Source organism: Roseateles amylovorans, assembly GCF_025398155.2.
In the GTDB taxonomy this organism is placed as follows: Bacteria; Pseudomonadota; Gammaproteobacteria; order Burkholderiales; family Burkholderiaceae_C; genus Roseateles; species Roseateles amylovorans.
Window position 1 is genome coordinate 5,166,740 of record NZ_CP104562.2, and the last position, 23,528, is coordinate 5,190,267.

The 23,528-nt window shown below is 66.7% G+C and carries 18 protein-coding genes; 3 read left to right on the plus strand and 15 right to left on the minus strand.

Annotated features, from left to right (window positions below; all coding sequences use genetic code 11):
• Positions 1-177: 177 nt before the first annotated feature.
• The 15 genes from garL to kduI form a co-directional block, all read right to left on the minus strand.
• Positions 178-960 carry a 2-dehydro-3-deoxyglucarate aldolase gene (gene garL, locus N4261_RS21390; RefSeq protein ID WP_261757272.1) on the minus strand — a complete coding sequence of 261 codons (783 nt, stop codon included), beginning with the start codon at positions 958-960 and terminating at the stop codon, positions 178-180.
• Between the two features lie 320 nt (positions 961-1,280).
• Complete coding sequence (locus N4261_RS21395) at positions 1,281-2,261, minus strand: Bug family tripartite tricarboxylate transporter substrate binding protein (RefSeq protein WP_435531962.1); 981 nt, start codon at positions 2,259-2,261, stop codon at positions 1,281-1,283.
• A gap of 253 nt (positions 2,262-2,514) precedes the next feature.
• Positions 2,515-3,867 carry an enolase C-terminal domain-like protein gene (locus N4261_RS21400; RefSeq protein WP_261757273.1) on the minus strand — a complete coding sequence of 451 codons (1,353 nt, stop codon included), beginning with the start codon at positions 3,865-3,867 and terminating at the stop codon, positions 2,515-2,517.
• Between the two features lie 280 nt (positions 3,868-4,147).
• Positions 4,148-5,125, minus strand: coding sequence for a Bug family tripartite tricarboxylate transporter substrate binding protein (locus tag N4261_RS21405; RefSeq protein ID WP_261757274.1), 978 nt, complete (start codon positions 5,123-5,125; stop codon positions 4,148-4,150).
• A gap of 338 nt (positions 5,126-5,463) precedes the next feature.
• Positions 5,464-6,660: an MFS transporter gene (locus tag N4261_RS21410; RefSeq protein ID WP_261757275.1), complete on the minus strand. Its 1,197-nt coding sequence runs from the start codon at positions 6,658-6,660 to the stop codon at positions 5,464-5,466.
• 396 nt (positions 6,661-7,056) lie between these two features.
• Positions 7,057-7,809 carry a FadR/GntR family transcriptional regulator gene (locus N4261_RS21415; protein ID WP_261757276.1) on the minus strand — a complete coding sequence of 251 codons (753 nt, stop codon included), beginning with the start codon at positions 7,807-7,809 and terminating at the stop codon, positions 7,057-7,059.
• A gap of 305 nt (positions 7,810-8,114) precedes the next feature.
• Positions 8,115-8,927, minus strand: a complete 813-nt coding sequence (gene kdgR, locus N4261_RS21420; RefSeq protein ID WP_261757277.1) for a DNA-binding transcriptional regulator KdgR — start codon at positions 8,925-8,927, stop codon at positions 8,115-8,117.
• A gap of 84 nt (positions 8,928-9,011) precedes the next feature.
• Positions 9,012-11,462, minus strand: a complete 2,451-nt coding sequence (locus N4261_RS21425; protein ID WP_261757278.1) for a pectinesterase family protein — start codon at positions 11,460-11,462, stop codon at positions 9,012-9,014.
• The gene (locus tag N4261_RS21430) at positions 11,462-12,613 is read right to left on the minus strand and encodes an oligogalacturonate lyase family protein (RefSeq protein WP_261757279.1); all 1,152 of its coding nucleotides are present in this window, start codon (positions 12,611-12,613) and stop codon (positions 11,462-11,464) included. Before N4261_RS21430 ends, N4261_RS21425 begins: the two co-directional genes overlap by 1 nt.
• A 34-nt stretch (positions 12,614-12,647) precedes the next feature.
• On the minus strand, positions 12,648-13,964 hold the full coding sequence (locus N4261_RS21435) for an ABC transporter substrate-binding protein (RefSeq protein ID WP_261757280.1): 1,317 nt from the start codon (positions 13,962-13,964) through the stop codon (positions 12,648-12,650).
• Positions 13,961-15,100, minus strand: a complete 1,140-nt coding sequence (locus N4261_RS21440) for an ABC transporter ATP-binding protein (RefSeq protein ID WP_261757281.1) — start codon at positions 15,098-15,100, stop codon at positions 13,961-13,963. Before N4261_RS21440 ends, N4261_RS21435 begins: the two co-directional genes overlap by 4 nt.
• Before the next feature lie 135 nt (positions 15,101-15,235).
• Entirely contained in the window at positions 15,236-16,156 is a 921-nt protein-coding gene (locus N4261_RS21445) for a carbohydrate ABC transporter permease (protein WP_261757282.1), read from the minus strand.
• On the minus strand, positions 16,153-17,040 hold the full coding sequence (locus N4261_RS21450; RefSeq protein ID WP_261757283.1) for a carbohydrate ABC transporter permease: 888 nt from the start codon (positions 17,038-17,040) through the stop codon (positions 16,153-16,155). The genes N4261_RS21445 and N4261_RS21450 overlap by 4 nt, the downstream gene beginning before the upstream one ends.
• 191 nt (positions 17,041-17,231) lie before the next feature.
• Entirely contained in the window at positions 17,232-17,993 is a 762-nt protein-coding gene (gene kduD / locus N4261_RS21455; protein WP_261757284.1) for a 2-dehydro-3-deoxy-D-gluconate 5-dehydrogenase KduD, read from the minus strand.
• A gap of 14 nt (positions 17,994-18,007) precedes the next feature.
• On the minus strand, positions 18,008-18,844 hold the full coding sequence (gene kduI, locus N4261_RS21460) for a 5-dehydro-4-deoxy-D-glucuronate isomerase (RefSeq protein WP_261757285.1): 837 nt from the start codon (positions 18,842-18,844) through the stop codon (positions 18,008-18,010).
• Between the two features lie 225 nt (positions 18,845-19,069).
• On the opposite strand from kduI, the gene N4261_RS21465 reads away from it, so the two are divergent.
• The 3 genes from N4261_RS21465 to N4261_RS21475 all read left to right on the plus strand — a co-directional run bounded on the left by N4261_RS21465 (position 19,070) and on the right by N4261_RS21475 (position 23,411).
• Positions 19,070-19,459, plus strand: coding sequence for a cupin domain-containing protein (locus N4261_RS21465; RefSeq protein WP_261757286.1), 390 nt, complete (start codon positions 19,070-19,072; stop codon positions 19,457-19,459).
• A gap of 209 nt (positions 19,460-19,668) precedes the next feature.
• On the plus strand, positions 19,669-22,758 hold the full coding sequence (locus N4261_RS21470; RefSeq protein WP_261757287.1) for a TonB-dependent receptor: 3,090 nt from the start codon (positions 19,669-19,671) through the stop codon (positions 22,756-22,758).
• A 182-nt stretch (positions 22,759-22,940) separates the two neighbouring features.
• Entirely contained in the window at positions 22,941-23,411 is a 471-nt protein-coding gene (locus tag N4261_RS21475; protein ID WP_261757288.1) for a type II TA system antitoxin MqsA family protein, read from the plus strand.
• The last annotated feature ends 117 nt before the right edge of the window (positions 23,412-23,528 follow it).

Below are 23,528 nucleotides of genomic sequence, written 5' to 3' on the forward strand. Positions count from 1 at the left end.
GACTTGCTCTCTTTCACTGCTGAACTGAACTGGATGGGATGGAACCGGATGAGACTGGATAGAACCGGATGAAGCGGCATGGCGCGGCGTGGAACGGACCGAGGGACATCGACGGGCGAGCCCCACCGCCACCGTCGCGCCGGCCCGGGCTGACGCGCTCGGGCCGAGCCGCGAGGCTCAGCGGAACTTGTCCCGCAAGGCCTGGGTCGCGCCGCGGAACAGGCCCAGGTCGCTGCCAACCGCCACGAAGGTCGCGCCCATCGCCATGTAGCGACGGGCATCGGCCTCGACCGGGGCGAGGATGCCGATCGGCTTGCCGGCGGCCTTGCACACCTCAAAGATGGTCGTCATGGCGGCCTGCACCTCCGGATGACCGGGGTTGCCGAGGTGGCCATAGCCGGCGGCCAGGTCGGAGGGTCCGATGAACACGGCATCCACGCCCTCGATGGCGGCGATCTCACCCACGGCCGCGACACCGGCGGGGCTTTCGATCTGGACGATCACGCAGAGCTGGTCGTTGATGCCTTGAAAGTAACCCGGCACCGTGCCGTAGCGGTTGTTGCGCTGGGCGACCGACACGCCGCGGAACCCCTGCGGCGGATAGCGCGTGGCGCCGACCGCCTGGGCCGCCTGCTCGGCCGTCTCGACAAACGGAATCAGCAGGTTGGAAAAGCCCGCATCCAGCAGCCGCTTGATCTCCACCGGGTTGTTGCAGGACGGCCGGACCACTGGCGCGCTGACGCTGTCCTTCAGCGCCATCAATTGCGGCACGAAGCTCACCACATCGTTGGGCGAGTGCTCACCGTCCAGCAGCAGCCAGTCGAAGCCTGCCACGCCCAGCACCTCGGTGGTGATGGGATTGGCCAGCGAGCACCAGCAACCGAGCAGGGTCTCTCCCGCCAGCAGACGCTGGCGCAGCGAGTTGGGGAAGCTGCAGTAGGGCGTGGTCGGGGTGGTCATGGCGGGATCCTTCTTGCGGCGGGTCGGGCATCGGCGCGGCGCCGGTGGGGCGCTGCGCATCGGTTGAATCCGTCGAACGACGTCCTTCGGCGAACCGGCCGTCCCTGGGGCCGGACTCCGAAAGCCATCGATCCATTCAGTTCAACGGGGCGAGCATGGCGTTCGTGGCGTTCCTGGCGTTCGTCGGGGCCCTGGCGCTCGAAGGCGCTCAGGGCCCGCAGGCGGTCCAGGAGGTCCTCGACCGTGGCGGCACCCGTCTCCGGGTCGCCATCGGGTTTGCCATCGGGTGGCCACGGCGTCGCCATGCTCTGGGCTTTTGATCAGTCGAGCTTGATGTTGTTCTTGGTCACCACGGTCGACCAGTTCTTGCGTTCCTTCTCGAAGAAGGTTGAGAACTCGGTCGGGTTCATGGTGAAGACTTCGGCGCCTTGCGACGCCAGACGGGCGCGCAGGTCAGGCATGCGGATGATGCGGATCAGCTCGGCCGACAGCTTGGCCTGCGCGGCGGCGGGCAGACTGGCGGGCGCCAGCACGCCTTGCCAGGTGCCGGACTCGAAGCCGGGCGCGCCCTGCTCGGCGAGCGTCGGCACATTCGGCAGCAGCGGCACGCGGGTGGCCTTGCTCACGCCCAGCACCTTCAGCTTGCCGCTCTGCACGAAGGGCAGCGTGGCGAGCATGCCGTTCATCAGGACCTGGGTCTGGCCGGCGATGGTGTCGGTGACCGCCTGCGAGCCGCCCTTGTACGGGATGTATTCCCACGTCGCGCCGGTGGCGCCGGCCACGGCCAGACCGGCCAGATGCGGTGCGCTGCCCATGGCGGTGACCGCGAAATCGATCTTGCTGGTCTTGGACAGCGCCACCAGTTCCTTCAGGTTGTTGGCCTGCACCGAGGGATGCACCACCAGCATGTGCGGCGAGTAGGCCAGCATCGCCACGCCCTTCAGGTCCTTGGACGGATTGAACGGCAGCTTCGGATAGACCGACGGGCTGATCGCCAGCGCGGTCACATCGCAGAGCAGCAGGGTGTGGTCGTCGGTCGACTTGGCCACCTGATCGGCGCCCATGTTGCCGCTGGCTCCGGCCTTGTTCTCGATGATGACCGGTTGCTTCAGCGCTTCGGACAGCAAGGGCCCGATGGCCCGCGCAATGATGTCCGAGGAGCCGCCGGGGGTGTAGGGCACCACCAGGCGCACCGGCTTGGTCGGCCAGGCGGCGGCTTGCGCCATCGCAATCGTCGGCAGGGTGCTCAGCACCGCGGCTGCAGCGCCCGCCAAGGCCAGGTGTCGTCGTTGGAATCGCATGTTGTCTCTCTCCGGGGGTGGATCGGGGATCGTGGGGAGCGCACCCCGCTGCGCCGAGGCGCAAAGGGGGGCGGGTCGGGGCGCCGTCTCGCGGCGCCTCTCGTTCTCGGGTTCTCGGGTTCTCGGGTTCTCGGCTTCTCGGCTTCTCAAAGCCCTCTGAACTTCGGGAAATGGGACTTGGGGACTTGGGGACTCGGGGACTTGGGGGATCGATGACTCGATGACTCGGTGCGGCAGTCTTCGGTGTCTGTGGTCAGCGCACCATGCAGGGCTTCTTGGGATCGAAGCGCCAGCCGGGGATGAGGTACTGCATGGCGATGGCGTCGTCGCGGGCGCCGAGGCCGTGTTGCAGGTAGAGCTGATGGGCGGCGTCGACAGCGGCCATGTCCAGCGTCACGCCGAGACCGGGGGCGGTCGGAACGGTCACTTCGCCGTCGACGATCTGCAGCGGTTGCTGGGTCAGGAACTGGCCGTCCTGCCAGATCCAATGGGTATCGATGGCGGTCAGACGGCCGGGTGCGGCGGCGGCGGCATGGGTGAACATGGCCAGCGACACGTCGAAATGGTTGTTGGAATGCGAGCCCCAGGTCAGGCCGAAGTCGCGGCAGGTCTGGGCCACGCGCACGGCGCCGGACATGGTCCAGAAATGCGGGTCGGCGAGCGGGATGTCGACCGACTGCAGGCTGAGCGCATGGGTGAGCTGACGCCAGTCGGTGGCGACCATGTTGGTGGCGGTGGGCAGGCCGGTGGCGCGGCGGAACTCGGCCATCACCTCGCGGCCGGAGAAGCCGTCCTCGGCGCCGCAGGGGTCTTCGGCGTAGGCGAGCACGCTGCCGAGATCGCGCAGCAGGCGGATGGCGTCCTTGAGCAGCCAGCCGCCGTTGGGGTCGAGCGTCACGCGGGCGTCGGGGAAGCGAGCCTTGAGGGCCTGGACGGCTTCCACCTCGGCTTCGCCGGCGAGCACGCCGCCTTTGAGCTTGAAGTCCTTGAATCCATAGCGGGCCTGGGCGGCCTCGGCCTGGGCGACGATGGCATCGGGCGTCATGGCCACGTGATGGCGCACCTTCAGCCAGGCATCGGCGGCGCTGGGGCTGGCGTGGCGTTCGTCATCGGGGGTGAGATAGGACAGATCGGTCTTGGTGCGATCGCCGACGAAGAACAGATAGCCGAGCATGGCCACCGAGTCTCGTTGCTTGCCTTCGCCGAGCAGCTCGCAGACGGGCACGCCGAGGTGTTGGCCGAGCAGATCGAGCAACGCGCATTCCACGGCGGTCAGCACATGGATGGTGGTGCGCAGGTCGAAGGTCTGAAGGCCGCGACCGCCGCTGTCGAGCGACTTGAACTTGTCGCGGATCTGCGAGAGCAGTGCATTCCACGTGGCGATCGGTTGCCCGACCAGCATGGCGCCGGCCTGTTCGAGCGTTTTGCGGATCGGCTCACCGCCGGGGATTTCGGCGACCCCCACATGCCCTTCGCTGTCCTCCAGGATCAGCAGATTGCGTGTGAAGAACGGCGCATGCGCACCGCTGAGATTCATCAACATGCCGTCGCGCCCGGCCACCGGAACGGCCCGCGCCGACTTCACTACAGGACTACTTGCTGCCATCTCAACTCCAAAATGTCGTCACGTCACCCCGTCCACCCCCACCGCGGATGAAATCGAAGGCCCCACAGGGCCGACAGGTCAAGCAAAGCACGGAGATCCGGCTTTGCCGGTCTCCTGCTCGCCCCCTCGGGGGGCCGCCGCAGGCGGTAGGGGGGGGCCCATCCACCCCCCAAGAGGGGCCCCGCCCCGACAGGTCAAGCAGAGCACGGAGATCCGGCTTTGCCGGGCTCCTGCTCGCCCCCCTGGGGGGGCCGCCGCAGGCGGTAGGGGGGGGACCTATTCAGTCTGCTGTGATCTTGCGTGTCTCGATGACCTGCTTCCACCGGGCGAACTCCGCCTTCTGGAAGGCCTGCGCCTGATCGGGCGTATTGGCCACCGTCTCAATGCCGATCTCCGCGAACTTGTGCTTGACCGCCGGATCCTGCAGCGCCGCCACCAGCGCCTGATGGATCTGGGTGCGAAGCGCCGGCGGCAGACCCTTGGGGGCCGCCACGCCCTGCCAGGAATACACATCCGCGCCCTTGATGCCGGATTCCGCCAGCGTCGGCACATTCGGCAGCACCGGCGAGCGCTTCTCGCCGGTCACCGCCAGCGCGCGCAGCTTGCCGGCCTGGATGTGCGAGAGCACCGCATTCACGTTCTGGAACGAGGCATCCACCTGGGCGCCCAGCAGGTCGCTGATCGCCGGCGCGCCGCCCTTGTACGGCACATGCAGCCCGGAGGTGCCGGTCTGCAGCCAGAACAGTTCCGCCGTCAGATGGTCCGAGGAGCCATTGCCCGACGAGGCGAAAGTCAGCTTGTCCGGCTGCTTCTTGAGCGTGTCCACCACGTCCTGCACCGACTTCAGCGGCGAACTGGCGGGCACCACCAGCACATTCGGCGCCTGCACGGCCACGGTGAGCAGGTCGATGTCTTTCAGTGCGTCGTACTGCACCGCCTTGAGCAGATGCGGCGCAATCACGAAGGGACCGAGCGACGACACCAGCAAGGTGTAGCCGTCCGGCGCGGAGCGCTTGACCTGGGCGGTGCCCAAGGTGCCGGTCGCGCCGGGTTTGTTGTCGACGATGACCGTCTGGCCCCATTTTTCCTGCAGTTTCGCGCCCATCGCACGGGCCAGGGTGTCGGTGGAACCGCCCGGTGGGAACGGCACCAGCAGCGTCACCGGCTTGTCGGGGAAGGCCTGCGCGGACAGCGCCAGACCGGCGGTCAGCAAGGCGGCGCCCAGGCGGGGCAGCACGCGGCGAAACAGTGAATTCATGAACGTTGTCTCCGTGGCGTTGTCGGCGAAGTGCCGGATCACCCTGTCGGTGGGGCAGTCGCTCTTGTCCATCGGTTCATGAATCCGGGCTGACCAGGATCCTGGCATCGGCGGCGGCGACCTTGTTGTCAGTCATCATACAAGTGCATGGGAAGCACTGACAAGACAGGATGATCACCGTCCCAGGGAAAACGCCAAGCCACGGCTTCGCGCGCCGCACGGGGCCAGGGCCGCGGCGGGCGGCCATGCGCGCCGCAGCCTCGCTCGCGCCCCCCCGCGCCTCATGGGGGCGCTCGGGGAAGGCACGCAAGCCCCGCCGTGCGTGGCGGGGCCGCCGGTCAGATGCTCAAGCGTGCCGTGCCGTCGGCGGCTGGACGACGCCATTCCTGGCTCACGATGAACAGGAGCGCCACCGCGGGCACGATGGCGGCGGCAAACGGGATGGCGGCCTCTCCGAGCGAGCTGTCGATGACCACTCCGCCAATGACACCGCCCAGCGCGTTGGCGATGTTGAAGGCCGAGATGTTGGCCGTGGCGGCCAGTTCCGGCGCTGCCTGGCCGTGCTTCATCACCCGCATCTGCAGCGAGGGCACATTGGCGAACGAGGTGATGCCGAAGACAAACGCCGCTGCCAGGAACGGCCATTTATAGGGGGCGAGCCAGCCAGCCGCCAGCAATGCGGCGATCATCGCGACCGGCCAGCCCATCAGCGACCACCGCAGGTTGGCATCTGCGGTCCGTCCGCCCAGCGCATTGCCCACGACCAGTCCGAGGCCCACCACCACCAGCACGCCGCTCAGGGAGCTGCGATCAAAGCCGGCCACATGCTCCGCGATGGGGCCGATGTAGCCATAGAAGGTCATGAAGCCCACCCAACCCAAGGTAGTGATCGCCAGGCTGGCCAGCAACTGCGGATTTTTGAAGGCGGCGAGCTGGCGGCCCATGGGCTGGCCGTGGGACGCTGTGCCGGACGCATCCCGGGGCAGCATGAGGGACAGCGCCACCATGGCCATCCCGCCCAGGAGCGCCACGACCAGGAAGGTGGTGTGCCAATCCCCCCGGTTGCCGATCCAGGCACCGGCCGGGACACCCAGCACATTGGCCAGCGTCAGGCCGGCAAACATCCGGCCCACCGCCTGACCGGCCTGGGTGTCGGAAACCAGCCGCGTGGCGACCACCGCACCGATCCCGTAGAACGGACCTTGCGTCAGTCCGGCCACGACACGGCTGACGAGCAGCATCGAATAGTCGGTGGCGAAGGCGCTGATGAGGTTGCCCGCGATGAACATCGCCATCAACCCCACCAACACCCGCTTCTTCGGAAATCGAGCGAGCCACAGGGTGAGCACAGGCCCGCCGATCACCACCGCCAGGGCATAGGCGGTGATCAGGTTGCCGGCCTGCCCCGGCGTCACGCCCAGGGTGTCGGCCACCTGGCTCAGGATCCCGGCGATGACGAATTCAGCCGTTCCGATGGCGAAGGAGGACAGGGAGAGGATCCAGACCTGGATCGGCATTCTTGAGGAGGAAGACATGCAGGTCCTTGGCTCAGCGTGAGATCGAGGCGCGCTTCACAGCCGCACCTCGGACAGCGCCAGAAGCTGGCGAGATGACGCGGGACGCGTCGGGGGCCGAGTTCGCACGAAGCCGGAAGGCGGAAGCGCGCCAGGGAAACCGTGTCATGGCGCCTGTGGCGCTCATCGCAGTCAAGGCGCGCTGAGCGCTGATGCGAGGTTTGATCGAGTCAATGTGCATGCGGGAACCGTGTCATGTGGGACACGGTGAGTGCGCCCTTCTCCCGTTGGGTTTGCAGCACTTCAGGCGATTCACTCTCAAGTCAGGCTGAACGCCACGCGGACCACCGTCGAAGGGGCGGCACCGAGCGTCATGGCTCAACGGCAGCACCGCACGTCAAGGCCGGTGGAAACGGATCAGGCCGTTTCCCGGCCTTGCAGCGCCAATGCGGCGCGACGGCGCCGCTCGCGGCTGTTGGCCAGATGGGTGCGCATCGCCGCGCGCGCGGCTTCGCTGTCGCCTGCGGCGATCGCATCGAGGATGCTTTCATGCTCGGCATTGACCCGGCGCAGATAGTCCCGCTGCGCAGCGGGATCGTCGTCGCCCGCCGCGGCGAGGCTGGACAGCCGCGCCCGCGGAATGCTGGGCGCGCCCAGCGTGCTCATCAACTGCTCGAAGTGCGGATTGCCGGTGGCGCGGGCGATCTCGAGATGGAACTGGAAGTCCGCCGCCACCGCATCCCGCCCGGCTTCTGCCGCAGCGGCGAAGGCCGCCAGCGCCTCGCGCATCTGCCGCAGCTGGGCCTCGGACCGGCGCTGGGCGGCCAGCGCCGCCGCCTCGGTCTCCAGGCCGATGCGCAGTTCCAGCACCGACACCACATCATGGAGCGTGGCCATCTGGTCGGATGAAATCCGGAACGTGCCGCCCTCCCCCAGCCCCAGCACGAAGGTGCCGATGCCATGCCGCGTCTCCACCAGCCCGGACGCCTGCAGCTTGGAGATGGCCTCCCGCACGACGGTCCGGCTGACATCGAACTCCGCCATGATCGCCGCCTCGGTGGGCAGCTTGTCGCCGGCCGCGAGCAGACCGGTGCGGATGCGCTCGCCCAGGGCCTCGACCAGGCCGAGGGCCAGACTGCGGGGACGACGGGGGGCAGGAGACACGCTCATGGCAGGACAGCAGGACTCAAAGGACTCAAAGGACGCACAGGGCTGACGGGACGCAAAGGACTCAGAGGACTCAGAGGACTCAGAGGACTCAGAGGGATCAGGGATCAGGGATCGCGGACATCGCCGGGATCTGGAATGGGCGAGGAAGTGACGACGCCCGCTCACCGGGCAGGTCGGACACACGCACCATGACGCACGGAAGTTGTACGACAACATTCTGGCATGCGCACGCGCCGTTCGGCATCGTGTTGGGCGGCTCAGGGCCCGTGATCACCCGTCCCCGAGCGATCCCCTGCCTGCGACGTTCACGCGGGACGCGCGTCCAGCGGGAAATTGAAGCAGCCCAGCCGTTCGGAGATATCGCGGCTGGCCGCCTGCAGCGCGGCAACGACTTCCGGCGCCTTGGCCTCGTCATAGCGGAAGGTCGGGAAGCTGATGCTCATGCCGGCCACCGGATGGCCCAGGCGATCGAAGATCGGCACACCGAGGCAGCGGATGTGGTCGTCGAACTCTTCGCGGTCCTCGCCGAAGCCCTGCGCCTTGACGCGCTGGAGCTCGATCTCGAACTCGGCAAGATCGGTGATGGTCTTGTCGCGGAAGCGCCGCAGCTCCGCATCGGCCAGGATGCGCTGTCGGCGGTCCGGATGCTCCCAGGCCAGCAGCACCTTGCCGATCGCCGTGCAGTGCAGCGGCGCGCGACGGCCTACCCGCGAATACATGCCCAGCATGTGCCGCGAATCGACCTTGTGCACATAGATGATCTCGCTGTCGATCAAGGTGCCCAGGTGCACCGTCTCGCCGGTCACGTCGGCCAGCATCTGCATGTGATGCTTGGACAGCTCGACCAGGTCGGGGTACTGCAGGGCCTTGGCGCCCAGCTCGAAGGTCTTCATGGCCAGGCCGTAGCGTTCGCTGTCGGCTTCCTGGCGCACATAGCCCAGCGTCTTCATCGTCTGCAGGAAGCGGTAGACGGTGGCCTTGGGCATGGCCAGTCGCACCGACAGCTCCGAAATCCCGGTATCGCTGCGCTCCGACAGCGCCTGCAGGATGGCAAACACCTTGAGCACCGCCGCCACGGATTCCGGCTGCTGTTTGCCATCGATCGATTCGTCGTCCATGCGCTGGTGTTCTCGGGTATGCGGGAAGTGCGGAAGAAGTATGGCGCGGCCGCCAGAGGCCGCCGCGACGTCAAGGGAGGAATTTCACCACAGCCGCCCCGTGCCCGCACCCGCGCGGACCCGTGAAGCCACTTCGGAGACCGGGTCCAGGGACAGCCGGTAGGGCGGCGTCCAGTCAACGGTGCCCACCAGTGCGGCCCGCGGATTGGCGGTTCGCCATGCGCTGACCAGATCCACCGGCGCGCCGTTCAGCCAGGAGCCGCGATCCTCGAAACGCTCCCCCTTGAGCTGCCGCACCAGACGGTCCGCGCCGATGCCGGCATCGGCCTCCCAGGCATTGGCCTCGCTCAGCAGTTGGGAGCGCAGGCCGACGCCCAGTGAATAGCCGTGGGCATAGGGCACATCGCTGCGGGCGATGAACAGGTTGTTGGCCACATGGACCTGTCCGAATCGCACCCGCGGCGTCCGTTCCTTCACCTGCTCCCACAGGTTGTGATGCAGCGTCACTCGAAGATGGCCGGCATCTTCCAGGTGACGGTCGCCGCCGCCGATCAGCAGGGTCTTGTCGTGCCGGCGAAACAGGTTCCACGACACGGTCACCAGGTCCGATTGCCGGGTGATGTCCAGCAAGCCGTCATGGCGCTGGATGCGCTGCCCCAGGGCGACGGCCTCCCGCTGATCGGGCCGGTCGCCGTCATCGAAGGCGCAGTGGTCGATCCACACGCGACGCGCCTGGCGCAGGGAAACGGTGTCGTAGTCCGAGTTCCACTCGCCATGGCCGTTGTCCTCCGGGTCCCAGGCGGGGAAATGGTCGTAGGCATCGGCAAAGCGCAGCCCGCGCAGGATGACCTGCTCAACCTTCTCCAGCAGCAGCATGCCGCCCTCGAAGCCGGCGTCCGGCGTCACGCCGATCAGCGTGGTGCGGGACGGCACCCGGGCGACCACCTGGGCCGCCTGCCGCTTGGCCGACGCGCGCCGGGCGTCTTCCTGTGGTCCGGACGGGGCGCGGCGGCCCCAGCGCGCCGGATCGTAGTCGCGGACGAAGGCGTCGAAATCGAAGGCGGGATCGCGAAAGTCGGCCGCCGTGAGCCGGCGACCCGACGCGTCCGCGGCCAGATCGATGCGCGTCATCAGCGCCAGGATCTTCGGCGTATCGCCCAAGGCGAAGGCGGCGTCCAGATCGGCGCGGCTGCGGATCGCCAGCACGTGCTCGGGACGGGCAGCCGCGCCGCCTTGGGTGCCGCCCTCGACCGAGGCCCAGCCGTCACCGTCGGGCAGCGCCTGATAGGCGGCAGACGGCAACGCGGTGTTGCGGTATTCGCTGAACCGGTTGGCGGTCTCGCCCTGCGTCGCAAACGGCCGACGTGAGGTGGACGCGGACCATCCCGTCAGATGCGGCCCCAGCAGGCTGTCGCGGATCAGCGCCTGACCGTTGGGCACCTCCCGGGTGCGACGCCAGGTGCCGGCGGCCACGCCATGGTCCCAGGCACGGCCCAGGCTGATGCTGCCTGCGGTGACGCCCGGCTCGGCCAGCAGCCGGCTGCGCCGCACCAGGAAGCCATGCGGCTGCCACTCACGCGTGCTGGGCGCCAGCACATGGCCGCCATGCCCGGGCGACCGACGGCCAGCGCGGCTGACGATCAGGCTGTCGTCGATCACCAGGGTGGCGCCACCGAAGATGAAATCCACATCGCCGCGGATCTCGCTGCGACGGACCAGCACCCGGGTGGCGCGCCCGCCGTTGCCCAGTTCGGCGAAGAAGGTGTCCTGATGGCCCAGCAGTCGGACGTTCTCCATCTGGATCCGATCGCCGGCGGTCATGAGCGCCACCGCCTGGGCGCCGCCGCTCTCGGCCACACCTGCGGGATAGCCCTGCCCATCGCGGACACGGTCCATCGCATCGTTGGCGATGGTGAGCCCCGTCAGTTGCACGTCATCACTGAACAAGGCCACGCTGGTGCTGCCCGCAGTGCCGTGGATCTCGCTGCCGGTCGCCGGGATGCACGGCTGCGCCGCCGCGTCCTTTGCCTTGGGCAAGGCGTTGTAGCGCCCTTCGACGATCACCACGGCAGAGGGCTCCCCCACGCCGTACAGCGTGAACGGCGCCTTGTTGCGCACGCACACGACCTCGCGGTAGGTGCCCGGCTTGACCAGCAGATAGCGGCGGCGGGCATCGGTCCCCCGCGACGGCAGCGCATCCAGCGCCGCCTGCACGGTCAGATGGGTGCCGCTGCCATCGGCAGCAATCACCGCATCCGGCTTCCACCGCGCGGGATCGCCCAAGGGCTCGGGCTGCCAATCGCCAAGATAGTCGGCCGTATCCAACTGCACGGCCTGGGTCGCGTCAAGTTGCGGCCTGGATGACGACGGAGATGTCGGCGGTGCCGACACCGCCGCCGACGCGACCGCCGCCGAAGAGGTCGCAGACGCTGGCGCGCCTGCCGACGCGGGCGTCTGCGCCATCGCCATCGACACGCCACCACCAATCGACGCCGCCATCATGGCCAGCGCCCACGCCCGATGCGCCGCACGCATCAGAGATCGGCCAGGTAGAGCGCCGGCTCACCTTCCGCATCGGCGCTGAACAGCACCTGGCGCTCATCCGGGGTGAACGACGGATGCGGATGGGTGACCTGTCGATTGCCCTTGTAGACCTTCCAGCTGCTGTCATGGCGAGCCACGCGCCGCTCGGTGCCGGCCTTGAGATCGAACAGGTGCAGGTAGGGATCGGTCTTGATCTGGTGCGCGCCGGCATCCGCCACATCGGCCGGCGAATCGCAGCCATCGCCGATCAACAGCGTGCCGTCCTGGTTGCTCATCAGGTGCGAGCATGGCGGCATGCGGGTGAGTCGTCGGGACGCCAAGGTGACCGGGTCCAGCGAGCAGATCCAGCGATCGCGCTGTCCCTTCAGGTAGGAGACATAGATCATGGCCGAGCCGTCCGGCACCCAGAACTCATGGGTGCAGCTCTCGCCCGGATCATGGCGGCGGCCGCAACGGATATTGGTGCCGTCCTCATTGATGAACCACATGCGCGCGTCCACCAGGTCATGCGGACCTTCGTGGCAATAGGCCACGGTCTGGTCGTCGTTGGGACGGTATTGCGGATGGCCCAGCCAGCCCTTCTGCTCCAGGATGACTTCGCGCTCGCCGGTGGCCAGGTCGATGCGGATCAGCCGGCAGCGCGGCTTGGCATGGAACATCTGGTGGAATTTCTGCCAGTCGCTGAGCGGGAACCAGTCCCGCGCATCGATCTCGATGCCCACCATGCGGGTGCAGGCGCTGTTGGCCACCCAGGTGCCGTAGCCGACCCAGCCCTCCGGCACGCGATAGACCGTCTCTTCCGTCAGGTCGCGCATCGACAGTCGGATCAGCGCCCGCTCGGCCCGCACGAAGTACAGGTGGCGGTCGTCGGGGCTGAGAAAGCCGCCGAAGGTGTTCTCGCCCGGCTGGTCGGTGAGCTGCACCGCGGTCTGGCTCTTGAGGTCCAGCAGGTGATAGTTCCAGCTGGAACCCGGACCGAACTCGGCGCCGAAGATCAGTTGGCTGCCATCGTTGGTGAAGCACTTCTGATAGAAGTAGTTGCGGTGGCAGGTGACGTCGGTCGGTGTGAGCCGGGTCACCCGGGCGCCGGTGTCCGGATCTTCACGGGTGACGAAGCGGAGTTGTCGTTCGTTGGCTTTCATGGTCGCTTTCAGACGCGGGGCCTTCAGAGAGGGTTCACTTGATCCGCTGCAGCAGCGCCTGACCTTCGGTCACCAGGCGGCGGGCAGCGTCTTCATCACTGGTCTTGCGGTAGGCCACGGTCTCGAAGACCTCCCGCATGAACTTGTGCAGTCGGGCATGCTCGAACATCGGGGCCGGCCGCTTGAGGCGACCGGCGACGCGCTGCGCCTGGATCTGGTCATGTGCGGCCAACTCCAGCGGCGGCACCCGTTGCTGGTCGCGCAGCTGCTCGAACGGGCCGCGGGCCGAGGGCAGGCCGCGGGTGCGGCCCAGCAGCGCCGCCGCTTCCGGATCGGTCAGCAGGAAGTTGACCAGGCGGGCGGCGATCTCCGCGCGACCGTTCTTTTCCGCATGGCGGCTGACCGCATACATCACCGTGGGTCGACCGAACATGCCGCTGTCCAGCGCTCCGGGCAGCGTCGGGAAGTCGCCCAGCACCAGGCGCTGCTGCTTGTCCAAGGTCGATGAACGCAGGCCGATGACCGAATCCCAGGTGTAGTTGCCGGCCCAACGGCCGACGACCCAATCCGGTTGCTGCTCGGTCGGCTTCTCGGCGCCGCCCAGGCTGGCCCGCAAGGGCAGCGGCGTGGCGACATGCTCATCCACCAGCCGCCGATAGATGCGGACCCAATCGAGCGCGGCGGCGGGCGACATTGCCACGCGGGGCTGCGTCGGATCCACATAGGGCGTGCCGTGGCGCTGCTGCACCCAGGCCTGGGCCAGCAGCATCATGTCGTAGAGCTCCCCATCCAGCGGATAGGCGTTCTCGCCCAGTACCCGTCGAAAGACGGCGCCGCTGGCAAAGAGCTCGTCCCAGGTGCGCGGCACCGCCAGGCCGGCGCGCTCGAAGGCCGACTGGTTCCAGAGCATGACCCGCGCGCTGAAGGAGACCGGCAAGGCATTGAGCTTGCCCGCCACGTCGCCATAGGCCAGGTCCTCGGCCTCAAACTGCGAGAGATCCAGCAGCCCGGCGAAGCGACGCAGGTCCGCAAAGCCGTTGCCGCGCTTGCTGAACATCGCCGTCCAGGCCCAGTTGATCTGCATAACATCGGGCTCGGAGCCCCCGGCGATCTGGGTGGTCAGCCGCTCCAGATAGCCGTTGAAGCCCATGTATTCGGCCTTCACCCGCACCCCGTGGCGGCGCTCGAACAGCGCCAGCGCCTTGAGCGTGGCCTCGTGCCGGCCCGCGCCGCCCCACCACGCGAAGCGCAGCACCGGCTCGCGTTCCTCCGCGCGCAGCAGCAGCGAGGGCGCCACCGAGGCGGCCCCCAGCGCCGCCGCGCCGAGCAGATAGCGACGACGTGCGCTCATGTCAGCAGGTTGATGCCGGTCTTGGCATCGAACAGATGGCAGGCCGACATCTGCAGATGCAGGGTCACCGCATCGCCGCGGTCCAGGCCCTGCAACACGCCCGCATGTTCGGCGGGAATCCGCGCGGTGAGCCGCGCATCGCCGATCTCCACATGCAGATAGAGCTCGGAACCCATGTGCTCCGCGAAACGCAGGCGGGTGGCAACGGGCTGGGTGTCGCCCTGCGGCCGTGGATGCACGCCGATGTGCTCGGGACGCAACCCGAACTGCAGGGCGCCATCCACCAGCGTCTGGGCGGTGGCGAGCGGACCGGCCTTCTCCGCCGGCAGGCTCAGCCGCGCGCCACCGACCCGCAGCGCCAGGCCGCTGTCGGTGGCCTGCACCCGGGCCTCCAACAGATTCATTTCCGGCGAGCCGATGAAGCTGGCCACGAAGCTGTTGGCCGGCCGGTCATACAGCGCGGTCGGCGTGTCGACCTGCTGGATCACGCCTTCCTTGAGCACGCAGATGCGCTCGCCCATGGTCATGGCCTCGACCTGATCATGGGTGACATAGATGGTGGTGGCGGGCTGCTGACCGTCGCGCAGCGTGCGGTGCAACTCGGTCAGGCGCACCCGCATGGCGGCACGCAGCTTGGCATCGAGGTTGGACAGCGGCTCATCGAACAGGAACACCTCCGGCTTCTTGACGATCGCGCGGCCGACGGCCACCCGCTGTGCCTGGCCGCCCGACAGCTGCTTCGGATAGCGGTCCAGCAGATGCTCCATCTCCAGCAAGCGCGCCGCATGCCGTACCCGCTGGTCCAGCTCCTGCTTGGGTGTGCCCGCCAGCTTCAAGCCGAAGGCCAGGTTCTCGTAGACCTTCATGTGGGGATACAGCGCATAGTTCTGGAACACCATCGCGATGCCCCGCTGCTTGGGCGGCAGCGCATTCACCACCCGGTCGCCGATCCGCAGCTCGCCGCCGGAGATGCTCTCCAGCCCCGCGATCATCCGCAGCAGCGTGGACTTGGCGCAGCCGCTCGGCCCGACGAACACCATGAACTCGCCATCCTTGATGTCCAGGTCCACCCCATGGACCGCCTTGAATCCATTCGGATAGGTCTTCTCGACCTTGCTCAGATTGAGTCTTGCCATCGCTGTCTCGCTTTGTTTTTCAAGCCGTCCTGGAGCTGGCTTTTGCAGGTCTGGTGCGCCGCGCAGTGCGGGCGACGCGCCTCCCGGAGGTCCTGTGGGTCACAACCGCTGGCAGCGGCTTCGGTGCGGTCGGGCTCATCCCTTCACGCCCGACGACGTGGCCCCTTCGATGAAGTGCCGCTGGGCCGCGAAGAACACCAGCACCGACGGGATCAGGGCCACCACCGAGATGGCAATCACATTGGCCCACTCGACCTCCTCGGTCGCGCCGATGCTCATCTTCAATGCGAGCGACACCGGGTATTTCTCGACCGAGGCCAGGTAGATCAGCGGCCCCATGAAGTCGTTCATCGTCCAGATGAACTGGAAGACGATCACCGAGATGATGGCCGGCTTGAGCATCGGCACGATGATGTGCCAGAGCAGTTGCAGCGAGTTGCAGCCGTCGATCTGCGCGGCCTCTTCCATGTCGCGCGGAATGCCGCGCAGGAACTGCACCAGCATGAACACGAAGAAGGTGTCGGTGGCGAAGGCGGACGGCACGATCAGCGGCAGGTAGGAGTCCAGCCAGCCGATCTCGCGGAACACAAGGTACTGCGGCAGCCGCAGCACGATCAGCGGCAGCATCATGGTGGCGATCATGATGCTGAACAGCAGCTTCTTGCCCCAGAACTCGAAGCGCGCAAACGCATAGGCGACCAGCACGCAGGAGATCACCGTCACGATGATGCGCGGGATGGTGATCAGGAAGCTGTTCAGGAAGTAGGTGGCGAAGGTGTATTCGGTGCTGGTCTTCCAGCCCTTGGCATAGGCGCTGAAGTCCAGCCGGTCCGGCCAGAAGCCGGCGGAGGTGAAGATCTCCGCATTGCTCTTGAACGAGGCGCCCACCAGCCACAGCAGCGGATACAGCATCACGATTGCGACGGCGATCAGCGCCACATAGCGCAGCCAGGGATTGCCGCGGTCTCGACCCAGCACCAGGGGTTCGGGCGGACGGGCCGCGCCATGGGCGGGAACGGCATCGATCGCGTCGGTACGGATATCGGCGCGGCTCATCGCTTCTGCTCCTTCTCGCCGGAATAGAACACCCAGTACTTCGAGCTCCAGAAGGAGAAGGCCGCCAGGCCGCCCACCAGCGCGAATAGCACCCAGGACAGCGCCGCGCCGTAGCCCAGGTTGAAGAACCGGAAGCTCTGGTCGTAGATGTAGAGCGCCAGCACATAGGTCGAGTGCAGCGGCCCGCCCTCGGTGATCATGTAGGGGCCGTTGAACTCCTGGAACGCATGGACCATCTGCATGATCATGTTGAAGAAGATCACCGGCGTGATCAGCGGCACCGTGATCTTCCAGAACTGCTGCGCCTTGCTGGCGCCGTCGCATTCGGCGGCTTCGTAGAGCGAGACCGAGACGTTCTGGAGGGCGGCCAGGAAGATCACCATCGCCGAGCCGAATTGCCAGGTGAACAGCAGCACGATGGTCCACATCGAGTAATGCTCATCGGCCAGCCAGGCGATCGGCTCCATCCCCAGCTTCATCAGCACCAGGTTCACCAGCCCGTTCTTGGCGAAGACGAAGCGCCACAGCACCGCCACCGCGATCGAGCCGCCGAGGATGGAAGGGATGTAGAACGCGGCGCGGAAGAAGTTGATGCCGCGCAGCTTGAAGTTCAGTACATGCGCAATGAGCAGGGCAAAGCCCACCCGCAGCGGCACGGCCAGCAGCGCGAACAGCAGGGTCACGCCCAGCGACTTGCGGAACAGCGGATCCGCCGTCGCCAGTTCCTCGTAGTTCTGAAGTCCGACGAACTGCGGCGGATCGATCAGGTCGTACTGCGTGAAGCTGAGCGCGAAGCTCATCACGAAGGGAAAGAGCTTGAACAACAGCACGCCCAGCACGAAAGGCAGGACGAACATGAAGCCCAGCTTCTTGTTCTCATACATGCACCGTGTCTCCGTCGGTGACGATCGAGCAAACTCCGCGCACGTTGGCGTTGGCCAAGCTGAGCCCCGGGCCGGTCCTCCGGGCTCGCCCCCTTGCGCGAGGCACCGGCACCCCCACCGTCTGGGGGACGTGTGGACCCGGCACTCTCACGGCCGTTGTGGCCGGGGCGCACGCAGCGCGTAGGTTGAGCCTATCGGGCCAGCCACCCGCCGTCGACCGCGACGGTGTAGCCATTCACATAATCGGACGCCTTGGACGCCAGGAACACCACCGGTCCCGCCAGGTCGTCGGGTACCCCCCAACGGCCAGCCGGAATGCGCTCCAGGATCGCCGCATTGCGGTTCTCGTCCTGACGCAGCGCAGCAGTGTTGTTGGTGGCCATGTAGCCCGGGGCGATCGCATTCACATTGATGCCGTGCGAGGCCCATTCATTGGCCATCAGCCGGGTGATGCCCACCACGCCGCTCTTGCTCGCGGTGTAGGACGGCACCCGCACGCCGCCCTGGAACGACAGCATCGACGCCACATTGATGATCTTGCCGCCGCCGCCCTGGGCCAGGTATTGCCGGGCCACCGCCTGCGAGAAGAAGAACACCGTCTTGAGGTTGAGGTCGATGACGTCGTCCCAGTCCTTCTCGCTGAAGCGGATCGCATCTTCACGCCGGATGATGCCGGCGTTGTTGACCAGGATGTCGATGCGACCAGTGAGCGACTTCGCTTGCGCCACCAGGCCTTCGATGCAGCTGATGTCGCCCAGGTTGGCGCGCAGGTCGAGAAAGCGGCGGCCCAGGCGTTCCACCTCGGCCCGGGTCTCGACCGGGTCGGACACATTCACGCCGACCACGTCGGCGCCGGCCTGGGCCAGCGCGACCGCCATCCCCTGCCCCAATCCGGTGTTGCAACCGGAGACGATGGCCACGCGGCCGTCCAGCTGGAATTGATCCAGGATCATGTCGCAGCCCCTTGTCAACGCAGCGTGGTCATGGGCACATGGTCCATGTCCTTGAAGACCTGGTTCTCGCCGACCATGCCCCAGATGAAGGTGTAGGCCTGGGTGCCCACGCCGGAATGGATCGACCAGCTCGGGCTGATGACGGCCTGCTCGTTGCGCACCACCAGGTGCCGCGTCTGGGTGGGCTCGCCCAGCATGTGGAAGACCACCGCGTTCTCGTTCATGTCGAAGTAGAAGTAGACCTCCATGCGGCGGTCATGCTGATGGCACGGCATGGTGTTCCACAGGCTGCCGGGCTCGAGCTGGGTCATGCCCATCAGCAGCTGGCAGGTGGGCAGCACATCGGGCACCAGGAACTTGTGGATGGTGCGGCGGTTGCTGGTCTCGGGCGAGCCCAGGGTTTCCGGCGAGGCCTCGGCCAGCGTCACCTTGCGGTGCGGGTAGGCGGTGTGCGCCGGTGCGCAGTTGAAATAGAGCTTGGCCGGTTGCGCCGGGTCCACGCTCTTGAATTCCAGGATCTTGGCGCCCTGGCCGACATAGAGCGCTTCACGCGGCCCCACCTCGAATTGCTGATCGTCCACCAGCACGCGGGCAGCGCCGCCGATGTTGATCAGCCCCAGTTCGCGGCGCTGAAGAAAGTAGTCGGTCCCGGTGTGGCGTCCCAATTCCGGAGCGAAACTCACCGGCCGGCTGACCGGCATGATGCCGCCGACGATGATGCGATCGATCTGGCTGTAGGTCAGCGTGGCCTGGTCCGGCTGGAACAGGTCCTCCACCAGGAAGTGCCGTCGCAGGCCCTCGGTGTCGAGCGTGCGGGCATGCTCGCTGTGGATGGGTTGGCGAATGTCCATGGTCGTCCTCGGCGATGTTCTGTGCAGGTCAAAAAGCGATCTGTATGGCGACCTCACAGGCGATCTGAAAGGCGCTCGAAAAGCAGATTTCGCTGCAAGCCTAACGGGTCTTCGGACTTTCCCGGAACTATGGTTTCTATCTAGTGAACCGCTGTTTCATTTTTTTCTTGTGTCGCTATAGTTGCTCGCAACAACGGTTGAAGACCGCCTGGAGCGGCACGAGACATGAACGCACAGACCCAGCCGACCGAGCCTGCCACCGACAGCGGCGCCGCCAATCCGATCGATCCCTACTTCGACCATGCGGCGACGCCCTGGACCGATCTGGGCGACGGCATCCGCCGCAAGATCGTCGGCCACACGCCGGAGCTGATGTCGGTGCTGGTGCAGTTTGACCAGGGTGCGGTCGGCACGCCCCATGCGCATGACGCCCACGACCAGATCGCCTTCGTGATCAGCGGTTCGTTCGCTTGCGAGGTGGCCGGCGTGAAGCGCGTGCTGAAGGTGGGCGATGCCTTCATCGCCCCGCGGCTGCACCGCCATGGCGTGGTCGCGCTGGAGCCGGACAGCACCCTGCTGGACCAGTTCTCCCCGCGGCGCGACGACTACCTCTGAGCCGCACGTTCCGGTGACCGGCCCCGCCCGGCACCGATGCAGTACCCGCTTTTCCCCAGCAGTACGACCGACGGACGACCGCACTGCAGCGACGTCCGCCCCCGCTTACCGGTGGCGCCCTCCGTGCGCCCGTGACTGAAGACGCGCCGCCAGAGCGACGGGCCATGATCCCGCGCCGACGGTCGAGAAGAACCTGTGGAGACAAAGTCATGCCCCAACGCCTTGGGACCCGCCTCGGGACGTCCCCGTCCACCCCGCCCCGTCGCCGCAGCGCGCGCCTCCGTGACCTGGAGGCCCTGCAGCGACGCCACGCGCCACCCTCACGGCTGACGCACGTGGCCCAACTGGCCGCCTGCCTGCTCGGCACGGCGACGCTGGCCCTTCCCGCCTGGGCCCAGAGCACGCCGCCCACCCCTGCGGCGGCAGCCTCTGCGCCCGCAGCCTCGGGATCGGCCGCCAAGGATCCGAACTCGCAGGCGCTGGACACGGTGGTCATCACCGGCATCCGCGCCTCGCTGGAAAGCGCGCTCAATGCCAAGCGCAGCGACCGCGGCATCGTGGACGTGGTCAAGGCCGAGGACATCGCCAAGTTTCCCGACACCAACCTGGCTGAATCGCTGCAGCGCGTGCCGGGCGTCGTGATCGACCGCGATGCAGGTGAAGGCCGCAACATCACCGTGCGGGGTCTGGGCGCGGACTTCACCCGGGTGCGCATCAACGGCATCGAAGCCCTGGCCACCACCGGCGGCACCGACAGCTCCGGCGGCGCCAACCGGTCGCGCGGCTTCGACTTCAATGTCTTCGCCTCCGAACTCTTCAACACCATCACCGTGCGCAAGAGCAGCTCGGCCGAGGTGGACGAGGGCTCGCTCGGCGCGACGGTCGACCTGCAGGCCGCGCGCCCGTTCGATTTCAACAAACGGGTCATCACCGGTTCGGTGAAGGCGCGCTACAACGACCTGGCCAAGGAGACCGATCCCCGGATGGCCTTCCTGATCAGCGATGTCTTCGCCGACAAGCGCGTGGGTGTGCTGCTGTCGGGCGCCTATTCGAAGCGCCGACTGTTCGAAGAGGGGTTCTCCAGCGTGCGCTGGGACAACGGCCCGTCTTCCGGCGGCTGGTGCTCGCCGACCGGTGTCACGCCGGCCAATCCCACCACCACCGCGGCCAACTGCGGTCCGGCGGCGCAGGGCGTGCCGCGCCTGCCCGGCAATGCGGCCACCAATGCCGACTATGCCGAGGCCAGCAGCGCCAACAACTTCCATCCCCGCCTGCCGCGTTATGGCCGTCTCAGCCACGACCAGGACCGGTTGGGCCTGACCAGCTCGATCCAGGTGCGTCCGACCGACAGCACGCTGGTCAGCTTCGACCTGCTCTATTCGAAGCTCAAGGCCACGCGCCGGGAGGACTTCCTGGAGGCCATCTCCTTCAGCCGCACCGCGAGCCAGGGCGGCAAGCCGCAGACCAGCGTGGTCGAGGCCGAGTACGCGCCCAATGGCGCACTGCTCTACGGCAAGTACAACGGCGTCGATGTGCGGGCGGAGTCGCGCTTCGACAAGCTGTCGACCACCTTCACCCAGCCCAGCCTGACCCTGGAGCAGGAGTTCGGTGAGCACCTCAAGCTCAATGCGAAGGTGGGGCGTGCCAACTCGGCCTTCCGCAATCCGGTGCAGACCACGACCACGCTGGATGCGCTCAACGTCAACGGCTACACCCTGGACTTCCGCGGCAATGATCGGCTGCCGGTGATCGGCTATCCGTTCGATCCGGCGCAGTCCGGCGGCGCGTTGGGCATTGTCGGCGTGCCGCAGGTGAGCTCGGGCACCCAGCCCGGCAGCGTCACCAACACGACGACCAGCGAGATCCGCATCCGGCCGCAGGGCGCGACCAACCGCAACGACATCGCCCATCTGGACCTGGCCTGGGAGGCGATTCCGAACGGGCTGACCCTCAAGGGCGGCGTCGACTACAAGCAGTACAAGTTCGACACCTATGAATATCGCCGGGTCAACCAGAACGACACCATCTTCGCGCCCGCCGCCGGCACCGGCAGCCTGACGACGATGTTGACCGGCTTTGGCGGCGGCCTGAACCTGCCGGCCGGCACGCCGACGTCCTGGGTCATTCCCGACCTGAACGCGATTGCCGCGGCCTACGACATCTACTGCAACTGCATCAAGAGCGGTCCGGCGGGCGGCCCGGGTGACTTCACCCTGTCCTCCACCACCAACGGCAATGCCCGCGGTAACAACCGCAAGGTCACCGAGCGGGACAAGGGCGGCTTCGTGCAGGCCGATTTCGAGACCCGTTTGTTCGGCCTGCCGATCCAGGGCAACCTGGGCGTGCGCTACGTCGAGACCGAACAGGCCGCGACCGGCTACCTGGCCAGCGGCGGCGGGACCGAGGTCACCATCAGCCAGCGCTACAAGGACTGGCTGCCGTCACTCAATGTCTCGGCCAATGTGACGCGCGACTTCATCCTGCGCTTTGCTGCGGCGAGGGTGATGGCCCGTCCGCAACTGGGCAACCTGAATCCGGGCGGCACGATCAGCACCACCGGCACGCTGTCGATCACCACCGGCAACCCCTTCCTCAAGCCCTTCCGTGCCAAGACCTTCGACGGCAGCGCCGAGTGGTACTTCGCACGCAATGCCTTCATCGGTGTGGGCCTGTTCCAGAAGAACATCGACACCTACATCCAGAGCCTGCGCAACAACATCCCGTTCAACCAGACCGGGTTGCCGCTGTCGCTGCTGCCGTCGAACTTCACCGGCGAGGAAGTCTTCCAGACCACGACGCCGATCAACACCCCGGGGGGCAAGCTGCGCGGCATCGAGCTGAACTACCAGCAGCCGTTCAGCTTCCTGCCGACCTGGGGCAAGAACTTCGGCACGGTGCTGAACTACACCTACGTAAAGTCGAAGATCACCTACCTGGTCTCGCCGACCAGCAACAGCGTGATCGTCGACGACCTGCTGAACATGTCGCCGCGGTCGTGGAATGCCACGCTCTATTACGACGACAACCGGTTCAGCGCACGGGTCTCGGCCTCGCAGCGTTCCTCGTTCCTGACCCGTGTGCCGGGGCAGAACAACAACGATGTCGAAGGCAAGAACGAGACGCTCAACGTGGATGCGTCGGTCTCCTACAAGGTCAACGACCGGCTGACGGTCACGCTGGAAGGCGTCAACCTGACCAACGAGGCGAACGACCAGTTCATCAGCCGCGCCCGCAACAGCCCGGTGGTCTATCACGTGACGGGACGGGAGTACCTGCTGGGCGCGAGCTACAAGTTCTGAGAACGGCGGGCCATCCGGCCCGCTGCCGGGCAATCAGCCCCACCTCTCCAGAAACTTGCTGGCACAGTCCTTACACACGCTGACAGCACACGCAAGACGTCACAAGACTCACCGATCAAGCAAGGGGTCGCCGAAAGGCGACCCCTTTTTCATCTTGAACAGTCGCAGGAGGTAGACCCTATATGACAAGCATGAAATGCCCGTTCTGCGAGGACGGCCAAATGGTTGAACAGCCCTACGACACCTTTGTTCGTTCTGGCCGAAGGAACATCCAAATCGAGGGGCTGCAGCACTTCCTTTGCGACCGGTGCGACCAGTCTCTGACCAACCGCCGTCAGACGGCGCACAACAGGTCCGTCATGCAAGCGGCGCAGGACCGCGATGTGATCACCTCAGTGGATGCCGCCTTTCTCCAAGCGTTGCGGGCGCGGCACGATCTCACGCAACGCGCAGCCTCACGGCTTTTTGGCGCTGGCGAAAGTTCCTTCGCCAAATGGGAGTCAGCGCAGAGCGCGGTGAGTACCCCCACCGCGTTGCTGCTCCGGTGTGCGGCCGAAGTGCCCGGCGTCATCGAACACATCGCCGCGTTGCGCGGCGAAGCCCTGCCGCCGACAGTAGAGGAAGCGCCTCCCGCCGTCGTTCATCTCGCGTAGACATTCGACGTAGACATCGGCGCGAACATTCGGCCGCAACGCTCGGCCTGAGCGTTCGGCCTGAGCATTCGGCCTAAGCATTCGGCCTCAACGGCCCGCCCAAAGCGTCTCTCCCTG